The sequence below is a fragment of the Flavobacterium sp. genome, assembly GCF_040402955.1.
In the GTDB taxonomy this organism is placed as follows: domain Bacteria; phylum Bacteroidota; class Bacteroidia; order Flavobacteriales; family Flavobacteriaceae; genus Flavobacterium.
In genome coordinates this window covers 1-26,107 of record NZ_JBBALQ010000021.1, presented here as the reverse complement: position 1 = coordinate 26,107, position 26,107 = coordinate 1, and the positions used below count along the sequence as shown (strand labels likewise).

The following is a 26,107-nucleotide window of genomic DNA, read 5'->3' as shown; positions in this document are numbered from 1 at the left end:
AAGAAAAATTTAGTAAAAATTCCTTTGAATGGTCAATCAGTTCCTCACGAACAAAAAGGTAAATTTGGTGGTGCACGTGTATTCTTAATTCCTGCCTCTCATGGTACAGGAGTTATTGCTGGTGGAGCTGTTCGTTCGGTTCTTGAATCAGTAGGAATTCATGATGTATTGTCAAAATCACAAGGATCATCAAATCCTCACAACGTAGTAAAAGCAACTTTTGATGCTTTGTTACAAATGAGAAGTGCTCTTACTGTTGCAAAACAAAGAGGAGTATCTTTAGACAAAGTATTTAAAGGATAAATCAGGGAGATATGAAAATTTTAGTAAAACAAGTTAGAAGTAAAATCAACTGTCCATTAGACCAAAAGAGAACATTAATCGCTCTTGGTATTAAAAAAATGGGTCAAGTTGTTGAGCACGATGCAAGTCCTGCTGTCCTTGGAATGGTAAATAAAGTTAAACACTTAGTTTCTGTAGAAGAAACTAAATAACAATATATATGTTATGAATTTAAGTAATTTACAACCAGCAGAAGGTTCTGTTCACAACCAAAACAAAAGAGTAGGTAGAGGTGAAGGATCTGGTAAAGGTGGTACCTCAACAAGAGGTCACAAAGGAGCCAAATCTCGTTCTGGTTATTCAAAGAAAATTGGTTTTGAAGGAGGTCAAATGCCTCTTCAACGAAGAGTACCAAAATTTGGTTTCAAAAACATCAATAGAGTAGAATATCAAGGTATAAATCTTGATACTTTACAAGGTTTAGTAGAAAACGGGGTAATCTCAGAAACTGTAGATTTTACAGTATTTGTTGATACTCGTTTGGCTACCAAAAATAGCTTAGTAAAGATTTTAGGAAGAGGTGAGCTAAAAACAAAATTAAAAGTTAGTGCTCACAAATTTACTGCAACTGCAAAAGCGGCCATCGAAGCTGCTGGAGGAGAAGTAGTAATCCTTTAATTAGTATCACTATGAAGAAATTTATAGAATCATTTATCAATGTTTGGAAAATAGAAGAACTAAAAAATAAAATTTTAGTGACTCTTGGAATTTTACTTGTGTACCGTTTTGGCTCACAAGTAACATTGCCTGGTATTGATTCCACAAAATTGCAAAGTCTTTCTAATCAAACAGAAGGTGGTATAGGTTGGTTAATTAATGTGTTTACTGGTGGCGCTTTTTCGGAAGCTTCTATCTTTGCATTAGGAATTATGCCTTACATCTCTGCTTCGATTGTAGTTCAATTAATGGGAATTGCGATTCCTTATTTACAAAAACTTCAAAAAGATGGCGAAAGTGGTAGAAAAACACTTAACCAAATTACACGTTGGTTAACTATTGCAATTACATTGGTTCAAGGGCCAGGTTATATTTTTAATTTAAAACAAACCTTACCTGCTGAAGCATTTGTTAATCCTGATTTCTTTACTTTCTTCCCTTTATTTGGGTCCGTATTAATCATCGTTTCGGGAACTATTTTCGCAATGTGGTTAGGAGAAAGAATTACAGAAAAAGGAATTGGTAATGGAATATCACTTTTAATTATGGTGGGGATTTTGGCAAGAATGCCAGAAGCATTCATTCAAGAAGTGGGAACTAACAGTAGTAATCCAATGAAAATCATTATTGAAATCATCATTTGGTTAGTGGTTATTATAGCTACCATATTGTTAGTAATGGCTTTGAGAAAAGTTCAGGTTCAATATGCAAGAAGATCAGTTTCTGGTGATTTTGAATCCGATTCAATGGATGATAATAGACAATTTATTCCATTAAAATTGAATTCTGCAGGTGTTATGCCAATTATTTTTGCGCAAGCAATTATGTTTATACCTGCTGCATTAGCTGGATTATCTAAATCAGACACAGCTTTAAGCATTTCAAATATGTTTAAAGATCCATTCGGTTTAGTTTATAATGTGGTTTTTGCTTTATTAATAGTTATTTTTACGTATTTTTACACCGCTATTACGGTACCAACAAATAAAATGGCAGATGACTTAAAGAGAAGTGGAGGTTTCATTCCAGGTATTAAACCAGGTGCAGAAACAGGCGATTTCTTAGATAAGTTAATGTCTCTAATCACATTTCCAGGTTCATTATTCTTGGCTTTAATTGCAGTGTTCCCTGCTATTATCCACGGATTGTTAGATGTTCAAGGAGCATGGGCTTACTTTTACGGTGGTACTTCGTTAATTATTATGGTCGGAGTTGCAATCGATACGATTCAACAAATCAATTCATATTTGTTAAACAAACATTATGATGGTTTAATGAAAAGTGGTAAAAATAGAAAAGCTGTCGCTTAATTAATTATGGCAAAACAATCAGCAATAGAACAAGACGGAAGCATTGTAGAAGCATTATCTAATGCAATGTTTCGTGTGGAATTAGAAAACGGACATGTTGTAATTGCTCATATCTCAGGTAAAATGCGTATGCATTACATTAAGTTGTTACCAGGAGACAAGGTTAAACTTGAAATGAGTCCTTATGATTTGTCTAAAGCTAGAATTACTTATAGATACTAAATAAGCCATAGGCGATAGGCAATAAGCAGTTAGCTTAAAGCATAAAGCATATAGCATAAAGCAAATTAAGATGAAAGTAAGAGCATCAGTTAAAAAAAGAAGCGCAGAATGTATTATCGTGCGTAGAAAAGGAAGATTATACGTTATTAACAAAAAGAATCCTAGATTTAAACAAAGACAAGGATAATTATGGCAAGAATAGCAGGGGTTGATATCCCAAAAAACAAAAGAGGAGTTATCGCTTTAACATACATTTTTGGTATGGGTAAAAGTAGAGCTATTGAGGTTTTAGAAAAAGCCAAAGTAAGCCAAGATAAAAAAGTATCTGATTGGAATGATGACGAAATCGGAGCAATCCGTGAAGCGGTTTCATCATTTAAAATCGAAGGTGAATTACGTTCAGAAATTACATTAAACATCAAACGTTTAATGGACATCGGATGTCAAAGAGGTATACGCCACAGAGCGGGATTACCTTTAAGAGGTCAAAGAACAAAAAACAACTCGAGAACAAGAAAAGGTAAAAGAAAAACTGTTGCTAACAAGAAAAAAGCAACTAAATAGTAAATAATATGGCTAAGGCAACTGCAAAAAAACGTAAAGTTATCGTTGAGTCTTCTGGAGAAGCACATATTAGCGCTACTTTTAACAACATCATCATTTCGTTAACAAACAAAAAAGGTGAAGTTATTTCTTGGTCGTCAGCTGGTAAAATGGGTTTCAGAGGTTCTAAAAAGAACACTCCGTACGCTGCCCAAATGGCCGCTGAAGATTGTGGAAAAGTAGCTCTTGAAGCTGGACTTAAAAAAGTAAAAGTTTACGTAAAAGGTCCAGGAAATGGTAGAGAATCTGCTATTAGATCAATCCATAACAGTGGAATTGAAGTAACTGAAATTATTGATGTTACTCCAATGCCTCATAATGGATGTCGTCCTCCAAAGAGAAGAAGAGTATAACAATTAGTATAAAACTTAGGTAGGAATTTAGATTATCGAAGGAAAGACCTTAATTCATAATCCCTACCTTAAATTAAAATTTGTAAAATGGCAAGATATACTGGTCCAAAAACAAGAATCGCCCGTAAGTTTGGCGAAGCAATTTTCGGAGAAGATAAAGCTTTCGAAAGAAGAAATTATCCTCCTGGTCAACATGGTTTGGCAAAAAGAAGAGGAAAAAAATCTGAATATGCTGTCCAGTTAATGGAAAAGCAAAAAGCAAAATATACCTATGGTATTTTAGAGCGTCAGTTCAGAAATTTATTTGAAAAAGCAGCTGCTGCTTCAGGTGTAACAGGTGAAATCTTGTTACAACTTTGTGAAGCTCGTTTAGACAATGTAGTGTACAGAATGGGTATTGCACCCACTCGTAGATCTGCACGTCAATTCGTTTCTCACAGACATATCACAGTAAATGGTGAATTGGTAAATGTACCTTCTTACCACTTAAAACCTGGCGATATTGTTGCTGTACGTGAAAAATCTAAATCTCTTGAAGCAATTGAAAGCTCTTTGGCTAACAATTCTTCTGTATATGAATGGATTACTTGGAATAATGATACGAAACAAGGTACCTTTGTAACGGTTCCTCAAAGACTTCAAATTCCAGAAAATATTAAAGAGCAACTAATCGTTGAGTTGTATAACAAATAATAATTGACATTAGTCGAAGATATGGCAATATTTAATTTTCAAAAGCCCGATAAAGTTATCATGATCGATTCAACCGATTTTGAAGGTAAATTCGAATTTAGACCTTTAGAACCTGGCTACGGATTGACAGTTGGTAACGCTTTAAGAAGAGTTTTACTTTCTGCATTAGAAGGTTTTGCTATTACATCTGTAAGAATAGAAGGTGTTGAACATGAATTTTCAACAATTTCTGGTGTAGTAGAAGATGTAACTGAAATTATTTTAAATCTTAAACAAGTACGTTTTAAACGTCAAATTGAAGATGTAGATAATGAATCAGTTTCCATCTCTCTTTCTGGTAAAGATCAAATTACAGCTGGTGATTTCCAAAAATTTATTTCTGGTTTTCAAGTTTTAAATCCAGATTTGGTAATTTGTAATCTAGATAGCAAAACAACTATCAACATGGAACTTTCTATCGAAAAAGGTAGAGGATATGTTCCTGCTGAAGAAAATAAAAAACCAAATGCTCCTATTGGAACAATTTTTACAGACTCTATTTATACGCCTGTAAAAAATGTGAAGTATTCAATCGAAAACTTCCGTGTTGAACAAAAAACAGATTACGAAAAATTAGTTTTCGAAATCAAAACTGATGGTTCAATTAATCCTAAAGACGCATTGACAGAAGCAGCTAAAACGTTGATTCACCATTTTATGTTGTTTTCTGACGAAAGAATCACTTTAGAGGCTGATGAAATTGCTCAAACTGAGTCGTATGATGAGGAATCATTACACATGAGACAACTATTGAAAACTAAATTAGTTGATATGGATTTATCAGTAAGAGCTTTAAACTGCTTAAAAGCGGCTGAAGTCGATACTTTAGGAGATTTAGTTTCTTTCAACAAAAACGATTTAATGAAATTCCGTAATTTCGGTAAAAAATCACTAACTGAATTAGATGAGTTAGTGGCGAATAAAAACCTTACTTTCGGAATGGATTTAGCAAAATACAAATTAGATAAAGAATAATTCATTCATATTTTGCTCTCCAAAGCGGATTGATGCAAGATGAAGATAAAATAATTACGTCATGAGACACGGAAAAAAATTCAACCATTTAAGTAGACAAACTGGTCATAGAAAAGCAATGCTTGCTAACATGGCATGTTCTCTAATTGAACATAAGCGTATCAATACTACTGTTGCTAAAGCGAAAGCTTTAAAACAATTTTTTGAACCACTTGTAACAAAATCAAAAGAAGATACAACGCACAACAGACGTATTTGTTTTTCTTATTTAAGAAGTAAATATGCTGTTACTGAATTGTTCAGAGAAGTAGCTGATAAAGTAGCGGATCGTCCAGGAGGTTATACGCGTATTATTAAGTTAGGAAACCGTTTAGGGGATAACGCTGATATGGCTATGATTGAACTTGTAGATTTTAATACAATTTATTCAACTGCTAAAAAAGAAGTTAAAAAAGCATCTACTCGTAGAGGTAAATCTAAAAAAGCAGATGAAACTGTAGCGGAAACTCCAGCTGCTGAATCAACTGAAACAACCGATACAACTGAAACAACCGAGGCTTCTGAATAATCATGAAACAATTGATTTAAAATAATTAAAAAAGGATAAACAAATTTTTGTTTATCCTTTTTTTTTATAAATACTATAACGTAATTTTGCAATATAAATAAGGTAACTCAAAATTAGATGTTTATCTCTTTTTTTAAAACTACAACAACTAATGAAATACAACAACAAACAACAAGCAGTTCTTTTACTTAAAGACGGAACTATTTTCTACGGAAAATCAATTGGAATTTCAGGTACAACTTTTGGTGAAATCGCATTTAATACAGGTACAACCGGTTATCAAGAAATATTTACAGATCCTTCATATTATGGGCAAATTATGGTTACAACCAATGCGCATATCGGAAATTATGGGGTAAATATAAATGAAGTAGAATCAGATGCTGTAAAAATTTCTGGATTGGTTTGTAAAAACTTTAGTATGAATTTTTCTCGTGTAGATGCTTCTGAAAGTTTGTATGACTACCTAGAAAAACAAAATTTAATTGTGATTTCAGATGTTGATACTCGCGCTTTAGTTAGCTATATTAGAGATAACGGCGCAATGAATGCAATTATTTCTACCGATGGCACTTCAATTGAAGAATTGAAAATGAAATTAGAACAAGCGCCTAATATGGAAGGGTTAGATTTGGCTTCAGTAGTTTCAACGAAAGAACCCTATTTTTTTGGAAATGAAAATGCCAATTTCAAAATTGCTGCTTTAGATTTAGGAATCAAAACAAATATCTTAAGAAATTTAGCAAAACGTGATTGTTATATTAAGGTGTATCCTTATAATGCTAATTTTAACGAAATGAAAGCGTTTAATCCTGATGGCTATTTTTTATCAAACGGTCCAGGAGATCCAGACCCATTAGCATCTGCGCAAGAAGTAGCAAGAAATATTTTATCTGAAAACAAGCCATTATTTGGAATTTGTTTAGGACATCAAGTAATTGCTTTAGCAAATGGAATTTCAACGTATAAAATGTTTAATGGGCATCGCGGTATTAATCATCCCGTAAAAAATCTGGTAACCGGTAAGGGTGAAATTACTTCTCAAAATCACGGTTTTGCTGTAAATAAAGAAGAATTAGAAAAACACCTTGATTTTGAATTAACGCATGTTCATTTAAATGACGGAACGGTTGCAGGTATGAAAATGAAATCTAAAAACTGTTTTTCTGTTCAATATCATCCGGAAGCCAGTCCTGGACCACACGATTCTAGTTATTTATTCGATGATTTTATTACGAACATAAAAACTTCTAAAAACTAAAACGTTATCGTTTATAAGTTTTAGCTTAATTACGAAATTCGAAATAAAATATATTTAACTTTGTTTAGTTAATAATTTAGAATTAAAAAAATAATAAATATGAGCATAATAATTAAAGTTCACGCACGACAAATATTAGATTCAAGAGGTAATCCTACTGTTGAAGTAGATGTAATTACAGAAAATGGAATTTTAGGTAGAGCAGCAGTTCCATCTGGCGCTTCTACTGGCGAACATGAAGCAGTTGAATTACGTGACGGCGGAAAAGCCTATATGGGCAAAGGTGTTTTTAAAGCTGTTGAAAATGTAAATGCAACTATTGCATCAGAATTAGTAGGAATGTCAGTTTTTGAACAAAACGCTATCGATAAAATGATGATTGATTTAGACGGTACGCCAAACAAATCAAATCTTGGAGCTAATGCTATTTTAGGTGTTTCTTTAGCTGTTGCAAAAGCTGCTGCAAACGAATTAGGTATGCCTTTATATAGATATGTTGGTGGTGTTTCTGGAAATACGTTACCCGTTCCAATGATGAATATCATTAATGGTGGTTCGCATTCAGATGCGCCTATTGCATTTCAGGAATTTATGATTATTCCAGTAAAAGCAACTTCTTTTACTCACGCTATGCAAATGGGTACTGAAATTTTTCACAACCTTAAAAAAGTATTACACGATAGAAATTTATCAACTGCTGTTGGTGATGAAGGTGGTTTTGCACCTAATTTAGCTGGTGGAACGGAAGATGCTTTAGATACAATTAAATTAGCAGTTGAGAAAGCAGGATATTCTTTTGGAGATGATGTTATGATTGCTTTAGATTGTGCAGCTTCAGAATTTTATGTAGATGGAAAATACGATTATACAAAGTTTGAAGGTGCTGGTGGAAAAATTAGAACGTCTGAAGAACAAGCAGATTATTTAGCTGAATTGGCTTCAAAATATCCAATTATTTCTATTGAAGACGGCATGTATGAAGACGACTGGAAAGGTTGGAAGTACTTAACAGATAAAATTGGTAATAAAGTACAATTAGTTGGTGACGATTTATTTGTTACGAATGTAGAAAGACTTTCTCGTGGTATTAAAGAAGGAATCGCCAATTCAATTTTAATAAAAGTAAACCAAATTGGTACGTTATCTGAAACTATTGCAGCTGTAAATATGGCTCATAATGCAGGATATACTTCAGTTATGAGTCACCGTTCTGGAGAAACCGAAGACAATACCATTGCAGATTTGGCAGTAGCATTAAACTGTGGTCAAATTAAAACCGGTTCGGCATCGCGTTCAGATCGTATGGCAAAATACAATCAGTTATTACGAATTGAAGAAGAATTAAACGAAGTAGCTTACTTTCCAGGCGCAAATGCATTTAAAGTAAAATAAATATTTTTTTTTCATACAGAATACGTTTCAGTATTTCATAAATTTCTTAAACAGAACACCTACTTGGTCCTAAAAAACCATTTAGGTGTTTTTTTGTGAACCTTTTATTTTTTTGATTAGTATTTTTGAAAGTTATATTTGTCTATATTTTTATTAGTTAGAAAAGTAACTCAGATTCCTTATATACTATAAATTTTATATATACCTATTGTGCAATTTAACTATATATTAATTTTAAAATTCAAGAATTAATTATTAAATTCGCAACTAAGATTATTACACTTACAAAATATACATATTATCATGTCAACAAATGCAATTTTAGAAATTAATGGTAACAAATATGAACTTCCTGTTATGGTGGGGAGCGAAAATGAAACAGCTATTGATATTAGTAAATTAAGAGATTTATCAGGAGCAATAACTTACGACCCAGGATATAAAAATTCAGGTGTTTGTAAAAGTGACATTACGTTTCTTGATGGAGAAGAAGGAATTTTAAGATACCGTGGGTATTCTATTGAGGATTTAGCCGCTAAAGGTAACTTTTTAGAGGTTTCCTATTTAGTAATTTTTGGTGAATTACCAACCAAAAAACAATTAACAGATTTCGAAAAAGGTATACATAAATATACTTTGGTTAATGAAGAAATGAAAAACATCATCGATGGTTTTCCAAAAACAGCTCATCCAATGGGGGTTTTATCTGCGTTAACCAGTGCGCTTACCGCTTTTAATCCAAAAGTAGTAAATGTTGAAAACGAAAAAGAAATGTATGAAGCCATTTGTAAAACTATGGGTAAATTTCTAGTTTTAGCCACTTGGACATACAGAAAAAGCATGGGATTCCCATTAAATTATTATGACAATACCATTGGATATGTAGATAATTTTATGCAATTAATGTTTAAATTACCTACAGAACCATATAGAATTAACCCTACAGTAGTAGCGGCTTTAGATAAATTATTTATCTTACATGCAGATCATGAGCAAAATTGTTCTACTTCTACAGTTCGTATGGTAGGGTCTTCTCATGCCGGATTATTTGCATCAATCTCTGCAGGAGTTTCTGCACTTTGGGGTCCATTACATGGTGGTGCTAATCAGGCAGTTTTAGAAATGTTAGAAGCCATTCAAAAAGATGGTGGTGATGCCGATAAATATTTAGCAAAAGCAAAAGATAAAAATGACGAATTCCGTTTAATGGGATTTGGACATAGAGTATATAAAAATTTCGATCCGAGAGCTAAAATTATCAAAAAAGCAGCAGATGAAGTTCTAGCTGAGTTAGGTGTGGATGACCCAATCTTAGCTATTGCAAAAAAATTAGAAGAATCAGCATTAGTTGATCCGTATTTTGTAGAAAGAAAACTATATCCAAATGTTGACTTCTATTCAGGTATTATATACCGTGCTTTAGGTATTCCTACAGATATGTTTACAGTTTTATTTGCAATTGGTCGTTTACCTGGTTGGATTGCACAATGGAAAGAAATGCGAGTAAATAAAGAACCAATTGGTCGACCAAGACAAATTTATACAGGCCATCCTTTAAGAGATTTTGTGAAATTTGAAGACAGAAAATAAATTAAATGAATCCCGATCAGCATCGGGATTTTTTATTTTTAAGTATTAGCTTTAATTTAGCATAATAGAAATGTATTTACTCTAAAACAAAAATATATTAGTAGATTTCAGAAATTTTCTTAATTATATCACAAAATAATACGGTGCAACCTTGTGTCTTTGCGATGAATTCAAAAATAAATACGTTTTTACTTGACAACGCCTATCTCACAATTGTATATTTGCACACGGTTTGAAACGCATAAACTTTTAAACCCTAAACTTTTAAACTCAAAACATGAAATTATCTCACTTCCATTTTAATTTACCAGAAGAATTATTAGCCGAATTTCCTTCAGAAAATAGAGATGAATCTCGATTAATGGTGATTCATAGAAAAACAGGTGAAATAGAACATAAGATGTTTAAAGATATTATTAACTATTTTGATGATGGCGATGTAATGGTGCTTAATAATTCTAAAGTTTTTCCAGCTCGTTTGTATGGTAATAAAGAAAAAACAGGTGCAAGAATTGAAGTTTTCTTATTAAGAGAATTAAATGCAGAACAACGTTTGTGGGATGTTTTAGTAGATCCAGCTCGTAAAATTAGAATTGGAAATAAATTATATTTTGGCGATGACGATTCGTTAGTTGCCGAAGTTATTGACAACACAACTTCTCGCGGAAGAACATTACGTTTTTTATATGACGGATCGTATGAAGAATTTAGAGAAAAATTAATAGAATTAGGTGAAACACCTATACCAAAATTCATTAATCGTGAGGTAACTCCAGAAGACGCAGAACGTTATCAAACTATTTATGCAAAAGTAGAAGGTTCTGTAGCAGCACCAACTGCTGGTTTGCATTTTTCTAAACATTTGATGAAACGTCTTGAAATCAAAGGAATTAATTTTGCCGAAGTTACTTTACACATAGGTTTAGGTACTTTTAATCCTGTTGAAGTAGAAGATTTATCAAAACATAAAATGGATTCAGAAGAAATGGTGGTTACGCAAGAAGCGTGTGATATTATCAACGGAGCCAGAACGAAAAAAAATAAAGTATGTTGTATCGGTACTACTTCTATGCGTGCCATGGAAAGTACCGTTTCTTCTATTCGAACTCTAAATCCCTATTCAGGATGGACAAATAAATTTATTTATCCACCATACGATTTTAGTTTAGCTGATGCGATGGTTTCTAATTTTCATACTCCAAAATCAACGCTTTTAATGATGGTTTCCGCATTTTGCGGGCACGATTTAATGAAAAAAGCATACGAAATTGCCATAAAAGAAAAGTATAATTTCTATTCTTATGGTGATGCGATGTTAATTTTATAATCGAATTAAATAATTATCTCTCTGAACCTATTTCAGATTCTTAAAATATAAGCCCAACATTTAGTTGGGTTTTTTTATCTCTTATTTTTTTGTTACTTTTACGCTTTAAAATCTACTAAAAATGAACTTTCAAAATACAAAGGAATTCGCAATAAGCTTAGATGCTCAAGATGAATTAAAATCATATAAAAACGAATTTTATTTCCCACAACATAACAATCAAAATGTAATTTATTTTACAGGAAACTCATTAGGTTTACAACCAAAAATCACCAAAAAATATGTAGATGACATTATGGATGATTGGGCAAATATGGCTGTTGAAGGTCATTTTTATTCAGAAAAACCTTGGTGGGATTATCATGAAAGATTTTGCGAACCTTTGGCTAAAATTGTTGGAGCTAAGCATTCAGAAGTAGGGGTTATGAATACATTAACTGTAAATTTGCATTTGCTTTTTGTTTCTTTTTACCAACCAAAAGGCAAAAGATTTAAAATATTATGTGAAGAAAAAGCCTTTCCTTCAGATCAATATATGTTGCAAAGTCAGGTAAAATTTCATGGTTTTGATCCAGAAGTTGCAATTGTTGAAATTAAAAGAAGAGAAGGTGAATTAACTACTCGACCTGAAGATATTTTAGCAAAAATTGAAGAATTAGGCGACGAGCTAGCCCTAGTTTTTATTGGAGGAGTAAATTATTACACGGGTCAAGTTTTCGACATGAAAACTGTCACGGCTGCTGGACACAAAGCTGGAGCAATTGTTGGTTGGGATTTAGCACATGCCGCAGGAAATATTGAATTAAATTTACACGATTGGGATGTCGATTTTGCTGCGTGGTGTAGTTATAAATATATGAATTCAGGTCCAGGAAATGCGTCTGGATACTTTGTGCACGAAAAGCATCATACCAATAAAGAGTTAGACCGATTTGCAGGTTGGTACGGACACAATAAATCTCGTCGATTTTTAATGGAACAAAATTTTGATGCGGTTGAAGGTGCAAATGGCTGGCAAGTTAGTAATTTACCCGTTTTATCTTTAGCACCCTATTTAGCAACTGTCGAAATGTTTGCAGAAGTTGGTATGGAAAAATTAATTGCGAAAAGAAATCGTATAACCTCGTATTTAGAATTTATTCTTCATGAAATTGATAAAGAAATTCCACAAGCAAATTTTGAAGTCATCACGCCTTCTAATCAATCTGAAAGAGGTTGTCAGTTATCAGTATATTTACACGGACAAGGTAAAGAATTATTTACTTATTTAATGCAAAACGGAGTGATTACAGATTGGCGCGAACCAAATGTAATTCGTCTAGCACCCGTCCCATTTTATACGTCTTTTGAAGACATTTATAATTTTGGACAAATTTTGAAAAAAGGAATATTGAAATAGAACATCCAAAATGAATAAACAACAAAAAATAGAAAATTTCGATCCATCACAACCTGGTTTAGCAGATGCTACAGTCTTTGGATTACCTTTTACAGCAGAAGAATCAGAAATTATTATTATTCCTGTGCCTTGGGAAGTAACTGTGAGTTATGGTTCTGGAGCCTCTGAAGGTCCTGCTGCTATTTTTGATGCGTCATTTCAAGTAGATTTATTGCATCAAGATTTTCCAGAATTATGGAAATTAGGTATATATATGGATGAAGCTCCAGAACAATGGGCAAAAAATTCTGAAAAATATAAAGATTTGGCGCAACCTATTATTCAAACTTTGGAAAATGGCGAAGATTTGGAAACGTTTCCATCTTTATTGGAGGATTTACATAAAATTAATACTGCATGCAGAACGCTTCATTCAGAAGTGAAAGAAAAAGTATTATTTTGGCAAAATAAAGGAAAAAAAGTAGCGCTTTTAGGTGGTGATCATAGTACACCGCTAGGTTATTATGAAGCTTTGGCTACCCAACACGAAAGTTTTGGTATCTTGCATTTAGATGCTCATATGGATTTGCGAGTGGCTTATGAAGGCTTTACCTATTCCCATGCCTCTATTATGTATAACACATTACAAATACCTCAAGTATCAAAAATTGTTCAAGTAGGAATTAGAGATTTCTGCGAACAAGAAGTAAATATAGTGAAAGAAGCCAAAGGAAGAGTTATTGTGCATACAGATGCAGATATGAAAGCGAAAGCATTTGAAGGGCAAACATGGAAACAACAATGCGAAGAAATCATTTCGCAGTTACCTCAAAAAGTCACTATTTCTTTTGATATTGATGGATTGTATCCTTGGTATTGTCCAAATACTGGAACACCTGTTCCAGGAGGTTTTTCATTTCAACAAGCTACTTATTTATTTAATTTATTAGCTCAGTCTGGTAAAGAAATAATTGGTTTTGATTTAGTAGAAGTGGCACCCGGAGAAAATGACGATTGGGATGGAAATGTAGGTGCAAGAATGTTATTTCATATGTGTGGAATTCTTGCTAAATCTCAAAAACTGAATGTTGGAAATCGAGTTCAGTTTTAAAAATCAAACAATATCGTATTTATTTAAAACTACATAAGTAGTATATAGTATATGTCAAAGCAAACACCAAAAAAAATTGCAATAGTAGGTTCAGGATTAGTTGGAACTTTATTAGGAATTTATCTTACAAAACGAGGTCATACTGTTCATATTTACGACAGAAGTCCGGATATTCGAAAAATGAATTTTACAGGACGCTCCATTAATCTTGTTTTGTCTAATAGAGGCCTAAAAGCATTGTGTGATGTGGGCTTGGATCAGGAAGTTTTAGGAATAGGAATACCTGTTGACAAACGTGCCATTCATACTGAAAAAGACACCGTTAATGAGCAATTTTACGGAAAAGATGGTGAAGTAATTTATTCGCTTTCTAGAGGTTTATTGAATAAAAAAATGGTAGACTTAGCGGAAAAAGCCGGCGTGGTTTTTTTCTTCGAAGAGAAGATATGGGATGTTGATTTAACTACCGCAACAATCTCTACAGGCGATTCTGAAAAAGGCGAGTGGACTACACATGATTACGATATTACTTTTGGTGCCGATGGAGCTTTTTCAAGAATCAGACATAAAATGCAACGCCAAAGTATGTTTAATTATTCGCAAGAATTTTTAAATATTGGATACAAAGAATTAAATATACCTGCCAACGCTGATGGCTCACATAAATTAGATAAAAACTCCTTACATATTTGGCCTCGAGGCAATTTTATGTTAATGGCTTTGGCTAATTTAAATGGTAGTTTTACCTGTACACTTTTTATGCCGCATGATGGTGAAAATTCGTTTGAATCCATTAAAAGCAAGGACCAATTGGTCGGTTTCTTTGCTAATCATTTCCCTGATACTAAAGAAGTAATACCAGATTTAGTCGAAGATTTTTTTAAAAATCCTACAAGTTATTTGGTAACTATGAAGTGTTTTCCTTGGACTTTTAGCGACAAAGTAGCGCTTATTGGCGATGCTTGTCATGCCATTGTTCCCTTTTATGGACATGGAATGAATGCGGGATTTGAAGACATTACCGTTTTAGAAGAAATGTTTGAAAAATATGGTGATGATTGGGCAAACTTATTAAATGATTACGAAAATTCTAGAAAACCAAATGCAGATGCCATTGCCGAACTTTCGTACAGAAATTTTATGGAAATGAGCTCCAAAACAGCAGATGCCAATTTCTTATTACAAAAGAAAATTGAAAAATGGTTTTCAGATAAACATCCTCAATTATGGGTGCCGTTATATTCTCGTGTAACGTTTAGCCATCAACCCTATTCAGAAGCTTTAGCAATTGGAGATAGACAAAACGAAATCATGCAAGACATATTACAAATGGAAAACATTAACCAAATTTGGAACAGCCAAGCAGTTGAAAGTAAGATTATTGATCTTCTAAAAAAGTAATTTTTTTCGGTGTGAAGAAGAAATAATTCCACAGTGCCTTGTTTCGAAACTTTAATTGTATATGATTTTGTAAAAATTAATCAAAAGCTGAAAAACTTTACAATAACTTAACATTAAAAGTCACATAATTATCTCAATTTTTTTGAATAATTATTAAAAAATAACACTAAAACTTGAAAATAATCTTGCTATGTCTGTTTTTTGGTATGATTGTTGCATATTTTCAAAAAGTTAATGTAAATTTTATAGAATTAGTTTTTTTTTCAAATCTAATTCACATAAATTTGCGACTATCAAAATAAAATTGAAATCAAATAATTAATCAATTCAAACTAAAAAATTTTAAAAAATGGGACAGGATTTAAACGTTTCTGTAGAGAACAAAGGAAGCAAAGGAAGTAGTGTTTTTGCAGCTTTAACTATCGTAATTTGTATAGTTATTGGCGCTTTATTATGGAAATTTGTAATGGGAGCACCAGCAAACTTTATTAAAGGTGATCCATTAGGACAGCCATTACCAGGAAACTATTTAGGAATGGTTTACAAAGGTGGTATGATTGTTCCTGTATTAATGGGATTATTATTAATGACTATCGTTTTCTCTGTAGAAAGATTTATTGTTTTGAAAAAAGCAGCTGGAAAAGGAAATTTAGATAACTTCGTAAAAGACGTTTTATCTCAAATTAAAACTGGAGATGTTCAAGGGGCTATTGCTGCTTGTGATGCTCAAGAAGGCTCTGTTGCCAATGTAATAAAAGCAGGTTTATTAAAATCAGAACAAGTTAAAAAAGACGGTTTAGATGTTGATACAGCTTCTGAAAACATTACTAAAGAAGTAGAACAAGCTACAGCATTAGAAATGCCAATGTTAGAAAAACACTTAACTATTATTTCTACTTTAGTATCAATTGGTACATTATTAGGATTATTAGGAACAGTATCTGGTATGATTAAAGCATTCGCTGGATTAGCAGAAGGTACTCCAGACCAAGCAGAATTAGCAAATGGTATTTCTGAGGCGTTAATTAACACAGCTACAGGTATCTCAACTTCTACTTTAGCAGTTATCGCTTACAACTATTTTACTTCAAAAATTGATACTTTAACTTATTTTATTGACGAAGCTGGTTTCGCAATTTCTCAAGCTTACAAAAGAGCTAAAGGAAGCAACTAAGATTTCATAAAATAATTATTAAGTTAAAATAAAGTAAAATGGCTAATATAAAAACATCTAAAAAAAGCACAAGAATCGACATGACGGCCATGTGTGACGTCGCGTTTTTGTTATTGTCCTTTTTTATTATGACAGCAACATCAAAAGTACCTGAGCCAAAGCCAGTAGATACGCCTGCGTCAACCATTAAAGCTAAATTACCGGAAAGAAACTTACTTACTATTACAGTTGGTGATAGCGCAGTATATATTGGAATGTCTGAAAGAGAAACCAGAATTGCTGCTTTAGAAGCTATGTCATTAAAATATGATATTGCTTTCACACCAAAAGAAATAAATGAGTTTTCTTTATTAGATTCATTCGGTGTTCCTTTGGAGCAATTAAAGTCTTTATTAGCTTTAAAAAATGCGGAAAGAAACAAACCAGGCACGCAAGTTGGTATTCCTTACAAAGGAGATATTTCTGAAAATGAATTGTCTTTCTGGGTATATTATGCAAATGCAGCTGTTGTTATGGAACAACAAGCTAAAGGCGCAGAGAAGATTAAGGAGATTGAAATAGCTATAAAAGGTAGTTCTAAAGAAAAATATCCAGTTGTAAAGAACGTATTTGACATACTTCAAAAACAAAACATGAATGATTTTTATTTAGTAACTTCTCTAAGAGATGAAGATTTTTAATTATAATAAAAAAATAACATGGCAGAATTAAATACCGGTGGCGGTGGCGGTAAAGGCGGTAAAGTAAGAAGTAAAAAATCGAATCCAGGAGTTGATTTAACAGCTATGGTTGATTTAGCTTTCTTGTTAATTACTTTCTTTATTCTAACAACCACATTGTCTAAGCCACAATCTATGGATTTAGCCTTACCAGATAATACAAAACAGGATGATCCTAACCCGCCAGAAACTCCGGCTTGGAGAACCTTAACGGTTGTTTTAGGAAAAAATGATAAGTTAGTGTATTATATTGGGATGACTGATGCACCATACATGGAAGATGGTTTAAATGGAAAACCAAAGTTAGATAACTATGGAGGTAAAGGTATCAGAAAAGTACTTTTGACACATAATAAATATGTAATGGACCGTGTTGAAAACCCTAAAACACAAGGAATGGTAGTGCTTATTAAAGCAAGTAAATCGGCTAACTATAAAAATTTAGTTGACATTTTAGATGAAATGGCAATAGTGAAACCGTTTTCGTATTCAATTGTTGATGTAACTCCAGGCGATTTAAAAATGCTTGAAGACAATAAAATTAAATAACATAACTTTAAATATAGAAAAATGAGTGAAATTCAAAACATTAGCGAAGCTAGTTTACTTGACAATATATTCGAAGGACGTAATAAAAGTTATGGTGCATACGAATTAAGAACTAATAGTTCAAAAAGAACCGTTTTAGCATTACTTGTTTCTTCAATATTTTTTATCGCGTTGGTTTTTGCTTTGTATCTTTCAATGAAAAGTAAAGATAAAGTTGAAGATAAAATTACCAAGGTTGAACTTAAGAAAGTGAAAACGCCAGTAAAAAAGGAAAAGAAAATTTTAGAACAAAAAAAGATAGAACCTATTAAAAAGGTAAAATCTGTGGTTGATATTGTAAAAAATGTGCCTCCAGTTGTTGTAAATAAAAAAACGGTTGATAAAGAAATTCCTCCACCTGACCCTGATAAAAAATCGGGTTCAGAAACAGCTAAAGGAGATGCAAATGCCAACCTTGATAAAGGTGCTGAATTAGCGCAAGAAGAACAAAAAGGAGATGATACAGATTATAATTCTATTTTTACAACCGTTCAAGTTCAAGCGTCGCCTCCAGGGGGTATGAATGCTTTCAGAAAACAAATAGCAAGCTCGTTCCGTTTACCAGAAGTAGACGAAACTACTACTGGAACTGTGATAGCAAAATTTGTAGTTTGGGATGATGGCTCTATTAGAGATGTTGTAATTGTAAAAGAAAGCCCTGCAGGATTAGGTTTAGGAAAAGAGGCCACGAGAATCTTAAATAAATCGCCTAAATGGACACCAGGTGTATACAATGGTAGAAGTGTAAAACAATACTATACATTACCTATATCCATTCAAATTACAGCTAACGAGTAATATGAATTGGTTAAATAAATTAAAACAGAAATCGCCCAAACAGCGATTTCTGTTTATTTTAGGACTTTTAATATTTTGCTTTTATTTAGTTTTAGCATATCTGGTTACTTTTTGGGATAATTTTCCTTTAGAAGTATCTATGACAAGAAGAATAATATTTGGAGGCTTATTAGTTTTATACGCAAGTTTCAGATTTTACAGATTAATAAAAAAAGATGATGAAGAGTAAAATTAATATAATTATATCCGTTTTTGTTTTTACTATTTTACTATTTTTTTCGTGTAAAAAATCTGAAAATAGCACAGAAGATGAATCTTATGTTAAAGGAAAAGCCGAAATTTATGTAGACGAATCTTTATTGCCAATTGTGGAAGATCAAGAAATGGTTTTTGAAAGTAAATATCAAAAAGCTGACATCACACTTATTCCTAAATCAGATTCGGATATTGTAAATTTAGTATTACAACGAAAAATTGATATTGCCGTTCTTTCACATGAATTGACAAAAGCTCAAGAAGAAAAATTAAAAGCTATTGATGTAATTGGCAAAAATACACCTTTTTGTTCGGATGCCATTGCTTTAATTGTCAACGCAGGAAATTCAAAAACTACTATTACAACTTCAGAAATTTATGATGTTTTAAAAGGAAAAAATTCTACTGTTCAATTTGTTTTTGATAACGAAAATTCTAGCACATTAAGCTATTTAATGGAAAAAGCGAATGTTAAATCATTATCAAAAAATGTAACGGCATTGAAAAATAACCTAGAAGTTATTAAATTTGTTTCCGAAAATAATAATTCAATTGGTTTTGTTGGAGTAAATTGGCTCCTGAATCCTTCAATTGAACTTGAAACCACAATTAAAAAAGTTAAAGTTTTAGCTGTAGGCGAAAGCATTAAAAAAGCGGTAAAGCCTACTCAATCATATATAGAAACAAAAGAATATCCATTTATAAGAAAAATATATTTGTTAAATTATCAAGGAAGAACAGGTTTAGGCATGGGTTTTGCTTCTTTTGTAAAAAGCGAAGTTGGACAGCGAATTACTCTTAAATCAGGATTAGCGCCAATAAAAATTCCAACAAGACAAATAAGAATTATAAAAAATAATAAAAAGAAATAAAAAGAAGAAATGAGAACAATTATTTTATCAAGTTTTGTAACTATTTTATCCGCTGTTGCGGTAAACGCTCAAGATGTAGAGCAAGTAAAGAAAACAATCGATGCAGAAAAATTTTCTGAAGCTAGAAAATCATTAAAGTCAATGGTTGAAACAGCGCCAGATAAGGGTAAAAATTATTTTTATTTAGGTCAAGTATATATAGCTTTAGAAAAACAAGATTCGGCAAAAGTATATTTTGAAAAAGGTAAAGTAGCTAAAGATGCCGGACATTTAAATTTAATTGGTTTAGGTCAATTAGACTTGTTAGATGGAAAAGTCTCAAATGCAGAAGCAAATTTTTCAGCAGCATTAGCATTAGCAAAAAAGAAAAACACCGAAGAACAAATTTTTATTACGCAAGCTCATTTAAAAGCAACTATCCCAGATGTTTCAAAAGCATTAGCTGCAGCAAAATTAGCTGTTGCAAGTGATCCAAAATCGGCATTAGCGCAAATTGCTTTAGGTGATGCTTTGGTAGCAAATAAAAACATCAACGATGCCTACGTGGCTTACAGAACAGCTGGAGAACTTGATAAAACTTCTTTAAGAGCTCCTTTGCAATTGGCAATTATTACTAGAAATGCACAAGCGTTTCCAGAAGCATTAAAAGCATTTAATGATATTTTGGCAATCAATCCAAGTTACGGACCAGCTTTTCGTGAAAAAGCAGAAACCAACTTGGCTTGGGCGTATGCAAAAAAATCGCTTTTTGAAGAAAAAATTGCTGCTGCTTTAGAAGATTATAAAAAGTATATGAGTTTGACTGATGTTTCTACAGATGCTAAAATAAAATATGCCGATTTCTTAATCTTATCAAAAAAATGGAAAGAATTAGAAGCGGAAGCTTTAGCGATTCAGAAATCTGACAAAGTAAATCCAAAAGTATTCAAATATTTAGGGTATGCTTATTCTGAAAACGGAAATCCTGAAGGCGCTATTAAGTCATTGACTGATTATATGACAAAAGTAGACGCTAAAAAAATTAATGGTAAAGATTATTTGTATTTAGCAAAAGCAAAATTAGCTACTTCAATGGATGATAAAGGAATTGTTTCTAATCAAACTAAATTCACAGAAGCCATTTCAGATTTAACAAAAGCTGCAGAACTAAATCCAAATTTAAATACAGAGTTTACCGAAATTGGAATTAAATTGTATACCGGAAAAGCTTATTTAGAAGCAGCGAAATTATTTGAATTGGCAGTTAAAAACACAAATTCAAAAAGTTACAGTCGTGATAATTTTTTATTAGGAAATTCAATTTTGTTCTATGCTGAAAGTAAAACAGCAGCTCAAAAAGCAACATTAACTGAAGAATTTGTAAAAGCTAATAATGCGTATGCTGAAGCAATTAGAATCTCTCCAAACACTCAAGATGTGTATTTTTACAAAGGACAATTAAATAGAGTTATTGGAACTCCAGAAGCTAATGCACAAGCCGTTTTAGATTATGAAGGATATGTAAAAACAGTAACAGCAAAAGGCGAAACAGAATTGGCAAAAGCAGCAGTAAGAGAAAATTTATTCGAAACGTATTCATTTATTGGAGCAAATTACGCTACAACAGATAAAGTAAAAGCAATCGATAACTTTAAAAAAGCAGCAGAAATTAATCCAAATGATGTTTTCGTAAAAGAATCATTACAAGCATTAAATAAATAAAAAACAAAATAATTTTTAAAACCGATAGCGAAAGTTATCGGTTTTTTTATGTCCTATTTCCAACTTATAAACTTTTACCTTTTACCCTTTACCTTTTACCTTAAATAAATTACCTTTGCACTCAATATATAAAATATGCTTAATAAAGAAACTCAAATATTAGTAGACAAAGGTGAAATGCTTCCTTTGATGGAAGAATTTTATACCATTCAAGGCGAAGGATTTCACACCGGAACTGCAGCATATTTTATTCGTGTCGGTGGTTGTGATGTAGGTTGTCATTGGTGCGATGTGAAAGAGAGTTGGAATGCAGATTTACATCCTCCAACAGCTGTAGAAAAAATAGTGTCGAATGCAAAATCTTATGCAGAAACCATTGTAATTACTGGAGGCGAACCCCTAACTTGGGATATGAATCCAATAACAACACAATTAAAAAACGCAGGGCTAAATGTTCATATTGAAACTTCTGGCGCTTACGAGGTAACAGGAACTTGGGATTGGTTTTGCTTGTCGCCAAAAAAAAATAAACTACCTGTAGAATCTGCTTACGCAATTGCAAACGAATTGAAAGTTATAATTCACAATAAACACGATTTTATTTTTGCAGAAGAACAGGCAGAAAAAACAAATAATAATGCCATTTTATTCTTACAACCCGAATGGAGCAAAAAAGAAGAAATGACACCGTTAATTGTAGAGTATGTTATGAACAACCCAAAATGGCGAGTTTCTTTACAAACACATAAATATTTGAATATTCCTTAATTAGGCACATTCCAATACTAAAATTCCAAATTCCAAAATTGAAACTTAAATTATTTACTATTTTTCAACACGGATTTAAAAGATTTTTAAAATTTCTTTGATCTGTGTTTCAAAAAATAGATTTTGTGTTTTTTGGGATTTTAAATATTGGAATTTAATTTTTTATTGGAATTTACAATGAAAGTGTCGCTAAATAATCAAAATGTTCACCTTCTAAAAGTAATTCGCATTTTAAACCATTAGCTATAGCTGCATTTTGAAGTGTGTTGTAATCCAAATACAACCAAGGAAAAGTGTCTTCCGTTTCTCCTTTATATTGAACAGTAAAAGTTAATTCGCCATAATAACCTTCTGCAGGAATACTATAGGCGCCATCTTCATCTTGATCATACATATAAATTAAATCAGAGGAATCAATTAAAATCTGACCATTTTCATGTAATAACGATTTTAATTTCTGTAAATAGTTGCCTGTTTCTTTTAAGGTGCCAAAAATCCCAGTTCCATTCATCAAAAGAAGAATAGTATCGAATTTATTTTCTACCTCTAAATCTAAAATATTGGCAACTTTGACATTTTCTATGCCACGAAGTTGACAAGCTCTTACAGCATTTTCCGAAATATCAATGGCAGTAACCTCTAAATTCCTTTCGTTTTGTAATGCTAATGTATGACTTCCAGCACCACATCCTACATCTAAAACGCTACCTTTTGCTAATTGTAATGCTTTTTGTTCCAATTCTGGCATTTCATTATAGGTTCTAAACAAATAAGAAACAGGCATTTCATCAGCTTCAGAAATCGAAGTTTCAGTAAGAATATCTTCTGGGGAATTATTCGTTTGGTAATCTAATATGGCTTTTCCAAAAAGGTCTTTCATCGTTATATTTCAAAATTCAACATTCGTTATTCTTAAATCTATATTCAAAATCGTAACTTTGTAGTTCATTCAGACAAATTAATAATGAAGCCATCGTTAAACGAAATTCAAAAGTTAGCCAAAGATACACATATTGAAACTAAAAAATATTTCGATAAGTTAAAAAAAAGGGTGCCAAAAAAATTAGATTATGTAATGCAAGATTTACACGATGACGAATTTAAAAAAACCGATTGTTTAGAGTGTGCCAATTGTTGTAAAACTACTGGGCCGCTATTTACAGATGCAGATGTGGAACGAATTGCAAAACATTTAAAACAAAAACCACAACAATTTATCAATCAGTTTTTACGTGTTGACGAAGACAATGATTATGTGTTAAAATCAGTTCCGTGTACATTTTTAGATAACGAAAACAAATGCTTCATTTACGATGTGCGCCCAAAAGCGTGTAGAGAATTTCCGCATACAGATAGAAAAAAGTTCAATCAAATTACCGAATTGACTTTACTAAACGTTGCCGTTTGTCCTGCTGCTTTTAATATTGTTGAAAAAATGAAATTAAAAATGCCTTTATAATTTAGTTGTAAATCAAATATTTTTTTCTCATTTCTTTAAAAGCATTCAAATTAGCTTCCCAACTTTTTCTAATGTCCTTTTCAGAAACGCCTTCAATTATTTGCTCTTGAAGTTTTTTAGTTCCAGCCAATTTGGTAAAAAAATCATTAAAAAAGACAGTTTTATCAGAAGTATTGGCATATGCTTTTATTAGCCATTTCAACTCTAAACGACTCACTTTTTTGATTTTAGACAAATCTTCTCCATAACATAAAATGTCTTTATGCATCGGTTCTTTTGCGCCAAAATTCGGAATAGGAGTAAATGAAAAATCTGTTTTCAGTAAAAATGGCGAGCCATATATTTGAAATTGTTTTTCCGTGCCTCTTCCCACGCTTACATTCGTGCCTTCAAAAAAGCATAAACTCGCATATAAATTTATAGATTGATCATTTGGTAAATTTGGCGATGGTTTTACGGGTAAGCTATATTTCATTTCTCTTTCATAGTTTGTACAAGGAATAACTTTTAATTTACATTGAATTCCGTTTGCTAACCATTTTTCGCCATTTATCATTTTAGCATATTCTCCAATTGTCATCCCGTGTAATACCGGAATGGGGTGCATCCCTACAAAGCTTTTATGTTCCATTTCTAAAACAGGTCCATCCACTATAGTGCCATTTGGGTTAGGTCTGTCAAAGACCAATAGAGCAATATTATTTTCTGCACAAGCTTCTATAACATAATGCAGCGTTGAAATATACGTGTAAAATCTTGCACCTACATCCTGAATATCAAAAATTACAATATCAATATCTGCTAATTGCTCGGGTTTAGGCTTTTTATTATTTCCATATAACGAAATAATAGGTAAATTGGTTTGTATGTCTTTCCCATCTTTAATTACTTCCCCAGCATCAGCAGTTCCTCTAAATCCGTGTTCTGGCGCATAGATTTTTTGTAAATCAACTTTATTATCTAAAAGAAAATCAACCAAGTGTTTTTTGTTTTCAACAATTCCAGTCGGATTCGTGACAATTCCAATTTTTTTATTCGCCAATAAAGGTAAATATTCTTTGTAGTTTTCAGCACCTGTTTTTAGGGCTAAGTTTTTGAATTTTTGGCTTGTTGTTTCGGTTACTATTGTTTTCGACTTTTGACTTTCAACTTTCGACTTTTTCACAGATGAACATCCAAAAGAAAATAATAGTATTAAAATAAATAAAAACGTATTTTTGAACTCAAATTTCATAAGTATATATTTTGAATTTAGAATATTTTATTGCGAAACGACTTATTGTTTCAAAAAGTTATAAAAGTAGTGTTTCTTCACCAATTATAAAAATTGCTATTTGGGCTATTGCTTTAAGTATTTTTATGATGGTGCTCTCAGTTGCAACAGGTATTGGTTTGCAGCAAAAAATACGTGAAAAAATCGCGGCGTTTAACGGGCATATCATCGTTTCAAATTTCGATGACAATCAATCTCAAGTTACTGGTGAACCCTTCGATTCTAAAACATTACCCATTTCTCAATTAAGAAAAAATAAATACATTACTCACGTGCAGCCCATAATTACAAAAGGTGCATTAATTAGAACTAAAACGGATGTTGAAGGCGTTGTTTTTAAAGGGGTAGACAACACCTATCAGTGGAAAAATTTAGAAGATTTTTTAGTCGAAGGAAAAATTCCTATCTATAAAGAAGGCGACATCAATCAAGTATTGATTTCTCAATTTTTAGCCAACCGATTAAAATTAAAAGTAGGAAATTCGGTTACTACCTTTTTTATGAAAACACAAGGGAAATTACCAAGTGTTCGAAAGTTCACCATTTCTGGAATTTATAACTCTGGCTTTCAAGAATTCGATTCGTCCTATATAATAGGTAATATACAACATTTACAACGCATCAATAAATGGGAGTCATCTCAATTTGGAGCCTATGAAATTTTTATTGACGATTTTTCAAAATTAGACGAACGCGCACAAGATATTTACAAAACCATACCGCCAACATTTAACAGTGTATCCATTTCCGAAAAATATTTCAGTATTTTCGAATGGCTAAAGCTTTTCGATTTTAATATTTTAGTTATCTTGATCATTATGATTGCCGTTGCAACCATAAATATGGTAGTAGCACTTTTGGTTTTAATTCTCGAACGTACCCAGCTAATTGGAATGTTAAAAGCACTCGGCGCTAACAATTGGTCTGTTCGAAAAATATTTTTATATAACGCAGCCCACTTAATTTCAAGAGGTTTACTCTGGGGAAATGGAACAGCAATTTTATTGTTATTTATCCAAAAGAAGTTCCAAATCATTACGTTAAATCCAGAAAGTTACTATGTATCTTCAGCACCGGTTGATATTAATTTCCTTCATATCGCACTTTTAAATGCAGGAACTATTCTAATTTGCGTCTTGATTTTATTAATTCCATCATATTTAATTACAAAAATATCACCAATTAAAGCGTTGAAGTTTTTTTAGCAGCTATTTCCTGCTCTCCGCTATATCTTTTTGCCTAGTGGTCTTTAAAAATAAGCCCACTATACAAAAAGGA

30 protein-coding genes are annotated in these 26,107 nt (G+C 32.2%); 28 read left to right on the top strand and 2 right to left on the bottom strand.

Annotated features, from left to right (window positions below; translation table 11 throughout):
• The 26 genes from ABWP78_RS08350 to ABWP78_RS08225 form a co-directional block, all read left to right on the top strand.
• Positions 1–303 (top strand): 30S ribosomal protein S5 (locus ABWP78_RS08350; RefSeq protein WP_502905479.1); only part of this gene is annotated, 303 nt, incomplete at its 5' end.
• 11 nt (positions 304–314) lie between these two features.
• The gene (rpmD, locus tag ABWP78_RS08345) at positions 315–494 is read left to right on the top strand and encodes a 50S ribosomal protein L30 (RefSeq protein WP_353146821.1); all 180 of its coding nucleotides are present in this window, start codon (positions 315–317) and stop codon (positions 492–494) included.
• A 13-nt stretch (positions 495–507) separates the two neighbouring features.
• Positions 508–960, top strand: coding sequence for a 50S ribosomal protein L15 (rplO, locus tag ABWP78_RS08340; RefSeq protein ID WP_353170473.1), 453 nt, complete (start codon positions 508–510; stop codon positions 958–960).
• A gap of 11 nt (positions 961–971) precedes the next feature.
• The gene (secY, locus tag ABWP78_RS08335) at positions 972–2,309 is read left to right on the top strand and encodes a preprotein translocase subunit SecY (protein WP_353170471.1); all 1,338 of its coding nucleotides are present in this window, start codon (positions 972–974) and stop codon (positions 2,307–2,309) included.
• A 6-nt stretch (positions 2,310–2,315) separates the two neighbouring features.
• Positions 2,316–2,531 carry a translation initiation factor IF-1 gene (infA, locus tag ABWP78_RS08330; protein ID WP_091314296.1) on the top strand — a complete coding sequence of 72 codons (216 nt, stop codon included), beginning with the start codon at positions 2,316–2,318 and terminating at the stop codon, positions 2,529–2,531.
• Between the two features lie 70 nt (positions 2,532–2,601).
• Positions 2,602–2,718 carry a type B 50S ribosomal protein L36 gene (gene ykgO, locus ABWP78_RS08325; protein ID WP_002987490.1) on the top strand — a complete coding sequence of 39 codons (117 nt, stop codon included), beginning with the start codon at positions 2,602–2,604 and terminating at the stop codon, positions 2,716–2,718.
• A 2-nt stretch (positions 2,719–2,720) separates the two neighbouring features.
• On the top strand, positions 2,721–3,095 hold the full coding sequence (rpsM, locus tag ABWP78_RS08320) for a 30S ribosomal protein S13 (RefSeq protein ID WP_291241481.1): 375 nt from the start codon (positions 2,721–2,723) through the stop codon (positions 3,093–3,095).
• An 8-nt stretch (positions 3,096–3,103) separates the two neighbouring features.
• Positions 3,104–3,487: a 30S ribosomal protein S11 gene (rpsK, locus tag ABWP78_RS08315; RefSeq protein WP_091314282.1), complete on the top strand. Its 384-nt coding sequence runs from the start codon at positions 3,104–3,106 to the stop codon at positions 3,485–3,487.
• An 87-nt stretch (positions 3,488–3,574) separates the two neighbouring features.
• Positions 3,575–4,180 (top strand): 30S ribosomal protein S4, encoded by a 606-nt coding sequence (gene rpsD / locus ABWP78_RS08310; protein ID WP_291241479.1) that lies wholly within the window; start codon positions 3,575–3,577, stop codon positions 4,178–4,180.
• A 21-nt stretch (positions 4,181–4,201) separates the two neighbouring features.
• Positions 4,202–5,194 (top strand): DNA-directed RNA polymerase subunit alpha, encoded by a 993-nt coding sequence (locus ABWP78_RS08305; RefSeq protein ID WP_291241516.1) that lies wholly within the window; start codon positions 4,202–4,204, stop codon positions 5,192–5,194.
• Positions 5,195–5,255: 61 nt separating this feature from the next.
• Positions 5,256–5,762: a 50S ribosomal protein L17 gene (gene rplQ, locus ABWP78_RS08300; protein ID WP_353170470.1), complete on the top strand. Its 507-nt coding sequence runs from the start codon at positions 5,256–5,258 to the stop codon at positions 5,760–5,762.
• A gap of 151 nt (positions 5,763–5,913) precedes the next feature.
• Complete coding sequence (gene carA, locus ABWP78_RS08295) at positions 5,914–7,023, top strand: glutamine-hydrolyzing carbamoyl-phosphate synthase small subunit (RefSeq protein WP_353170468.1); 1,110 nt, start codon at positions 5,914–5,916, stop codon at positions 7,021–7,023.
• Between the two features lie 99 nt (positions 7,024–7,122).
• The gene (gene eno / locus ABWP78_RS08290) at positions 7,123–8,415 is read left to right on the top strand and encodes a phosphopyruvate hydratase (protein WP_353170466.1); all 1,293 of its coding nucleotides are present in this window, start codon (positions 7,123–7,125) and stop codon (positions 8,413–8,415) included.
• A 303-nt stretch (positions 8,416–8,718) separates the two neighbouring features.
• Positions 8,719–10,005, top strand: a complete 1,287-nt coding sequence (locus tag ABWP78_RS08285) for a citrate synthase (protein WP_353170464.1) — start codon at positions 8,719–8,721, stop codon at positions 10,003–10,005.
• A gap of 277 nt (positions 10,006–10,282) precedes the next feature.
• Positions 10,283–11,332 carry a tRNA preQ1(34) S-adenosylmethionine ribosyltransferase-isomerase QueA gene (gene queA, locus ABWP78_RS08280; protein WP_353170463.1) on the top strand — a complete coding sequence of 350 codons (1,050 nt, stop codon included), beginning with the start codon at positions 10,283–10,285 and terminating at the stop codon, positions 11,330–11,332.
• Between the two features lie 121 nt (positions 11,333–11,453).
• The gene (gene kynU, locus ABWP78_RS08275) at positions 11,454–12,731 is read left to right on the top strand and encodes a kynureninase (protein ID WP_353170461.1); all 1,278 of its coding nucleotides are present in this window, start codon (positions 11,454–11,456) and stop codon (positions 12,729–12,731) included.
• 10 nt (positions 12,732–12,741) lie between these two features.
• Positions 12,742–13,821: an agmatinase family protein gene (locus ABWP78_RS08270; RefSeq protein ID WP_353170460.1), complete on the top strand. Its 1,080-nt coding sequence runs from the start codon at positions 12,742–12,744 to the stop codon at positions 13,819–13,821.
• A gap of 51 nt (positions 13,822–13,872) precedes the next feature.
• Complete coding sequence (locus ABWP78_RS08265) at positions 13,873–15,222, top strand: FAD-dependent oxidoreductase (protein ID WP_353170458.1); 1,350 nt, start codon at positions 13,873–13,875, stop codon at positions 15,220–15,222.
• A 349-nt stretch (positions 15,223–15,571) separates the two neighbouring features.
• Positions 15,572–16,396, top strand: coding sequence for a MotA/TolQ/ExbB proton channel family protein (locus ABWP78_RS08260; protein WP_353170456.1), 825 nt, complete (start codon positions 15,572–15,574; stop codon positions 16,394–16,396).
• Positions 16,397–16,434: 38 nt separating this feature from the next.
• Entirely contained in the window at positions 16,435–17,076 is a 642-nt protein-coding gene (locus ABWP78_RS08255) for an ExbD/TolR family protein (RefSeq protein WP_353170455.1), read from the top strand.
• An 18-nt stretch (positions 17,077–17,094) separates the two neighbouring features.
• Positions 17,095–17,664, top strand: coding sequence for an ExbD/TolR family protein (locus ABWP78_RS08250; protein ID WP_353170453.1), 570 nt, complete (start codon positions 17,095–17,097; stop codon positions 17,662–17,664).
• 21 nt (positions 17,665–17,685) lie between these two features.
• Positions 17,686–18,501 (top strand): energy transducer TonB, encoded by an 816-nt coding sequence (locus tag ABWP78_RS08245; RefSeq protein WP_353170451.1) that lies wholly within the window; start codon positions 17,686–17,688, stop codon positions 18,499–18,501.
• Position 18,502: 1 nt separating this feature from the next.
• Positions 18,503–18,730 carry a hypothetical protein gene (locus tag ABWP78_RS08240; RefSeq protein ID WP_353170449.1) on the top strand — a complete coding sequence of 76 codons (228 nt, stop codon included), beginning with the start codon at positions 18,503–18,505 and terminating at the stop codon, positions 18,728–18,730.
• Complete coding sequence (locus ABWP78_RS08235; protein WP_353170447.1) at positions 18,717–19,628, top strand: PstS family phosphate ABC transporter substrate-binding protein; 912 nt, start codon at positions 18,717–18,719, stop codon at positions 19,626–19,628. Before ABWP78_RS08240 ends, ABWP78_RS08235 begins: the two co-directional genes overlap by 14 nt.
• A 9-nt stretch (positions 19,629–19,637) precedes the next feature.
• A complete protein-coding gene (locus ABWP78_RS08230; protein ID WP_353170445.1) occupies positions 19,638–21,329 on the top strand; it encodes a tetratricopeptide repeat protein in 1,692 nt (563 codons plus the stop codon).
• A gap of 135 nt (positions 21,330–21,464) precedes the next feature.
• Positions 21,465–22,097: a 7-carboxy-7-deazaguanine synthase QueE gene (locus ABWP78_RS08225; protein WP_353170443.1), complete on the top strand. Its 633-nt coding sequence runs from the start codon at positions 21,465–21,467 to the stop codon at positions 22,095–22,097.
• A 172-nt stretch (positions 22,098–22,269) separates the two neighbouring features.
• Here ABWP78_RS08225 and ABWP78_RS08220 read toward each other — a convergent pair whose 3' ends face one another.
• Complete coding sequence (locus ABWP78_RS08220; RefSeq protein ID WP_353170441.1) at positions 22,270–22,977, bottom strand: class I SAM-dependent methyltransferase; 708 nt, start codon at positions 22,975–22,977, stop codon at positions 22,270–22,272.
• A gap of 84 nt (positions 22,978–23,061) precedes the next feature.
• On the opposite strand from ABWP78_RS08220, the gene ABWP78_RS08215 reads away from it, so the two are divergent.
• Entirely contained in the window at positions 23,062–23,556 is a 495-nt protein-coding gene (locus tag ABWP78_RS08215; RefSeq protein WP_353170440.1) for a YkgJ family cysteine cluster protein, read from the top strand.
• A 1-nt stretch (position 23,557) separates the two neighbouring features.
• On the opposite strand, the gene ABWP78_RS08210 is transcribed toward ABWP78_RS08215, so the two are convergent.
• Positions 23,558–24,790 (bottom strand): exo-beta-N-acetylmuramidase NamZ family protein, encoded by a 1,233-nt coding sequence (locus ABWP78_RS08210; protein ID WP_353170438.1) that lies wholly within the window; start codon positions 24,788–24,790, stop codon positions 23,558–23,560.
• Between the two features lie 11 nt (positions 24,791–24,801).
• On the opposite strand from ABWP78_RS08210, the gene ABWP78_RS08205 reads away from it, so the two are divergent.
• On the top strand, positions 24,802–26,034 hold the full coding sequence (locus ABWP78_RS08205; protein ID WP_353170436.1) for an ABC transporter permease: 1,233 nt from the start codon (positions 24,802–24,804) through the stop codon (positions 26,032–26,034).
• The last annotated feature ends 73 nt before the right edge of the window (positions 26,035–26,107 follow it).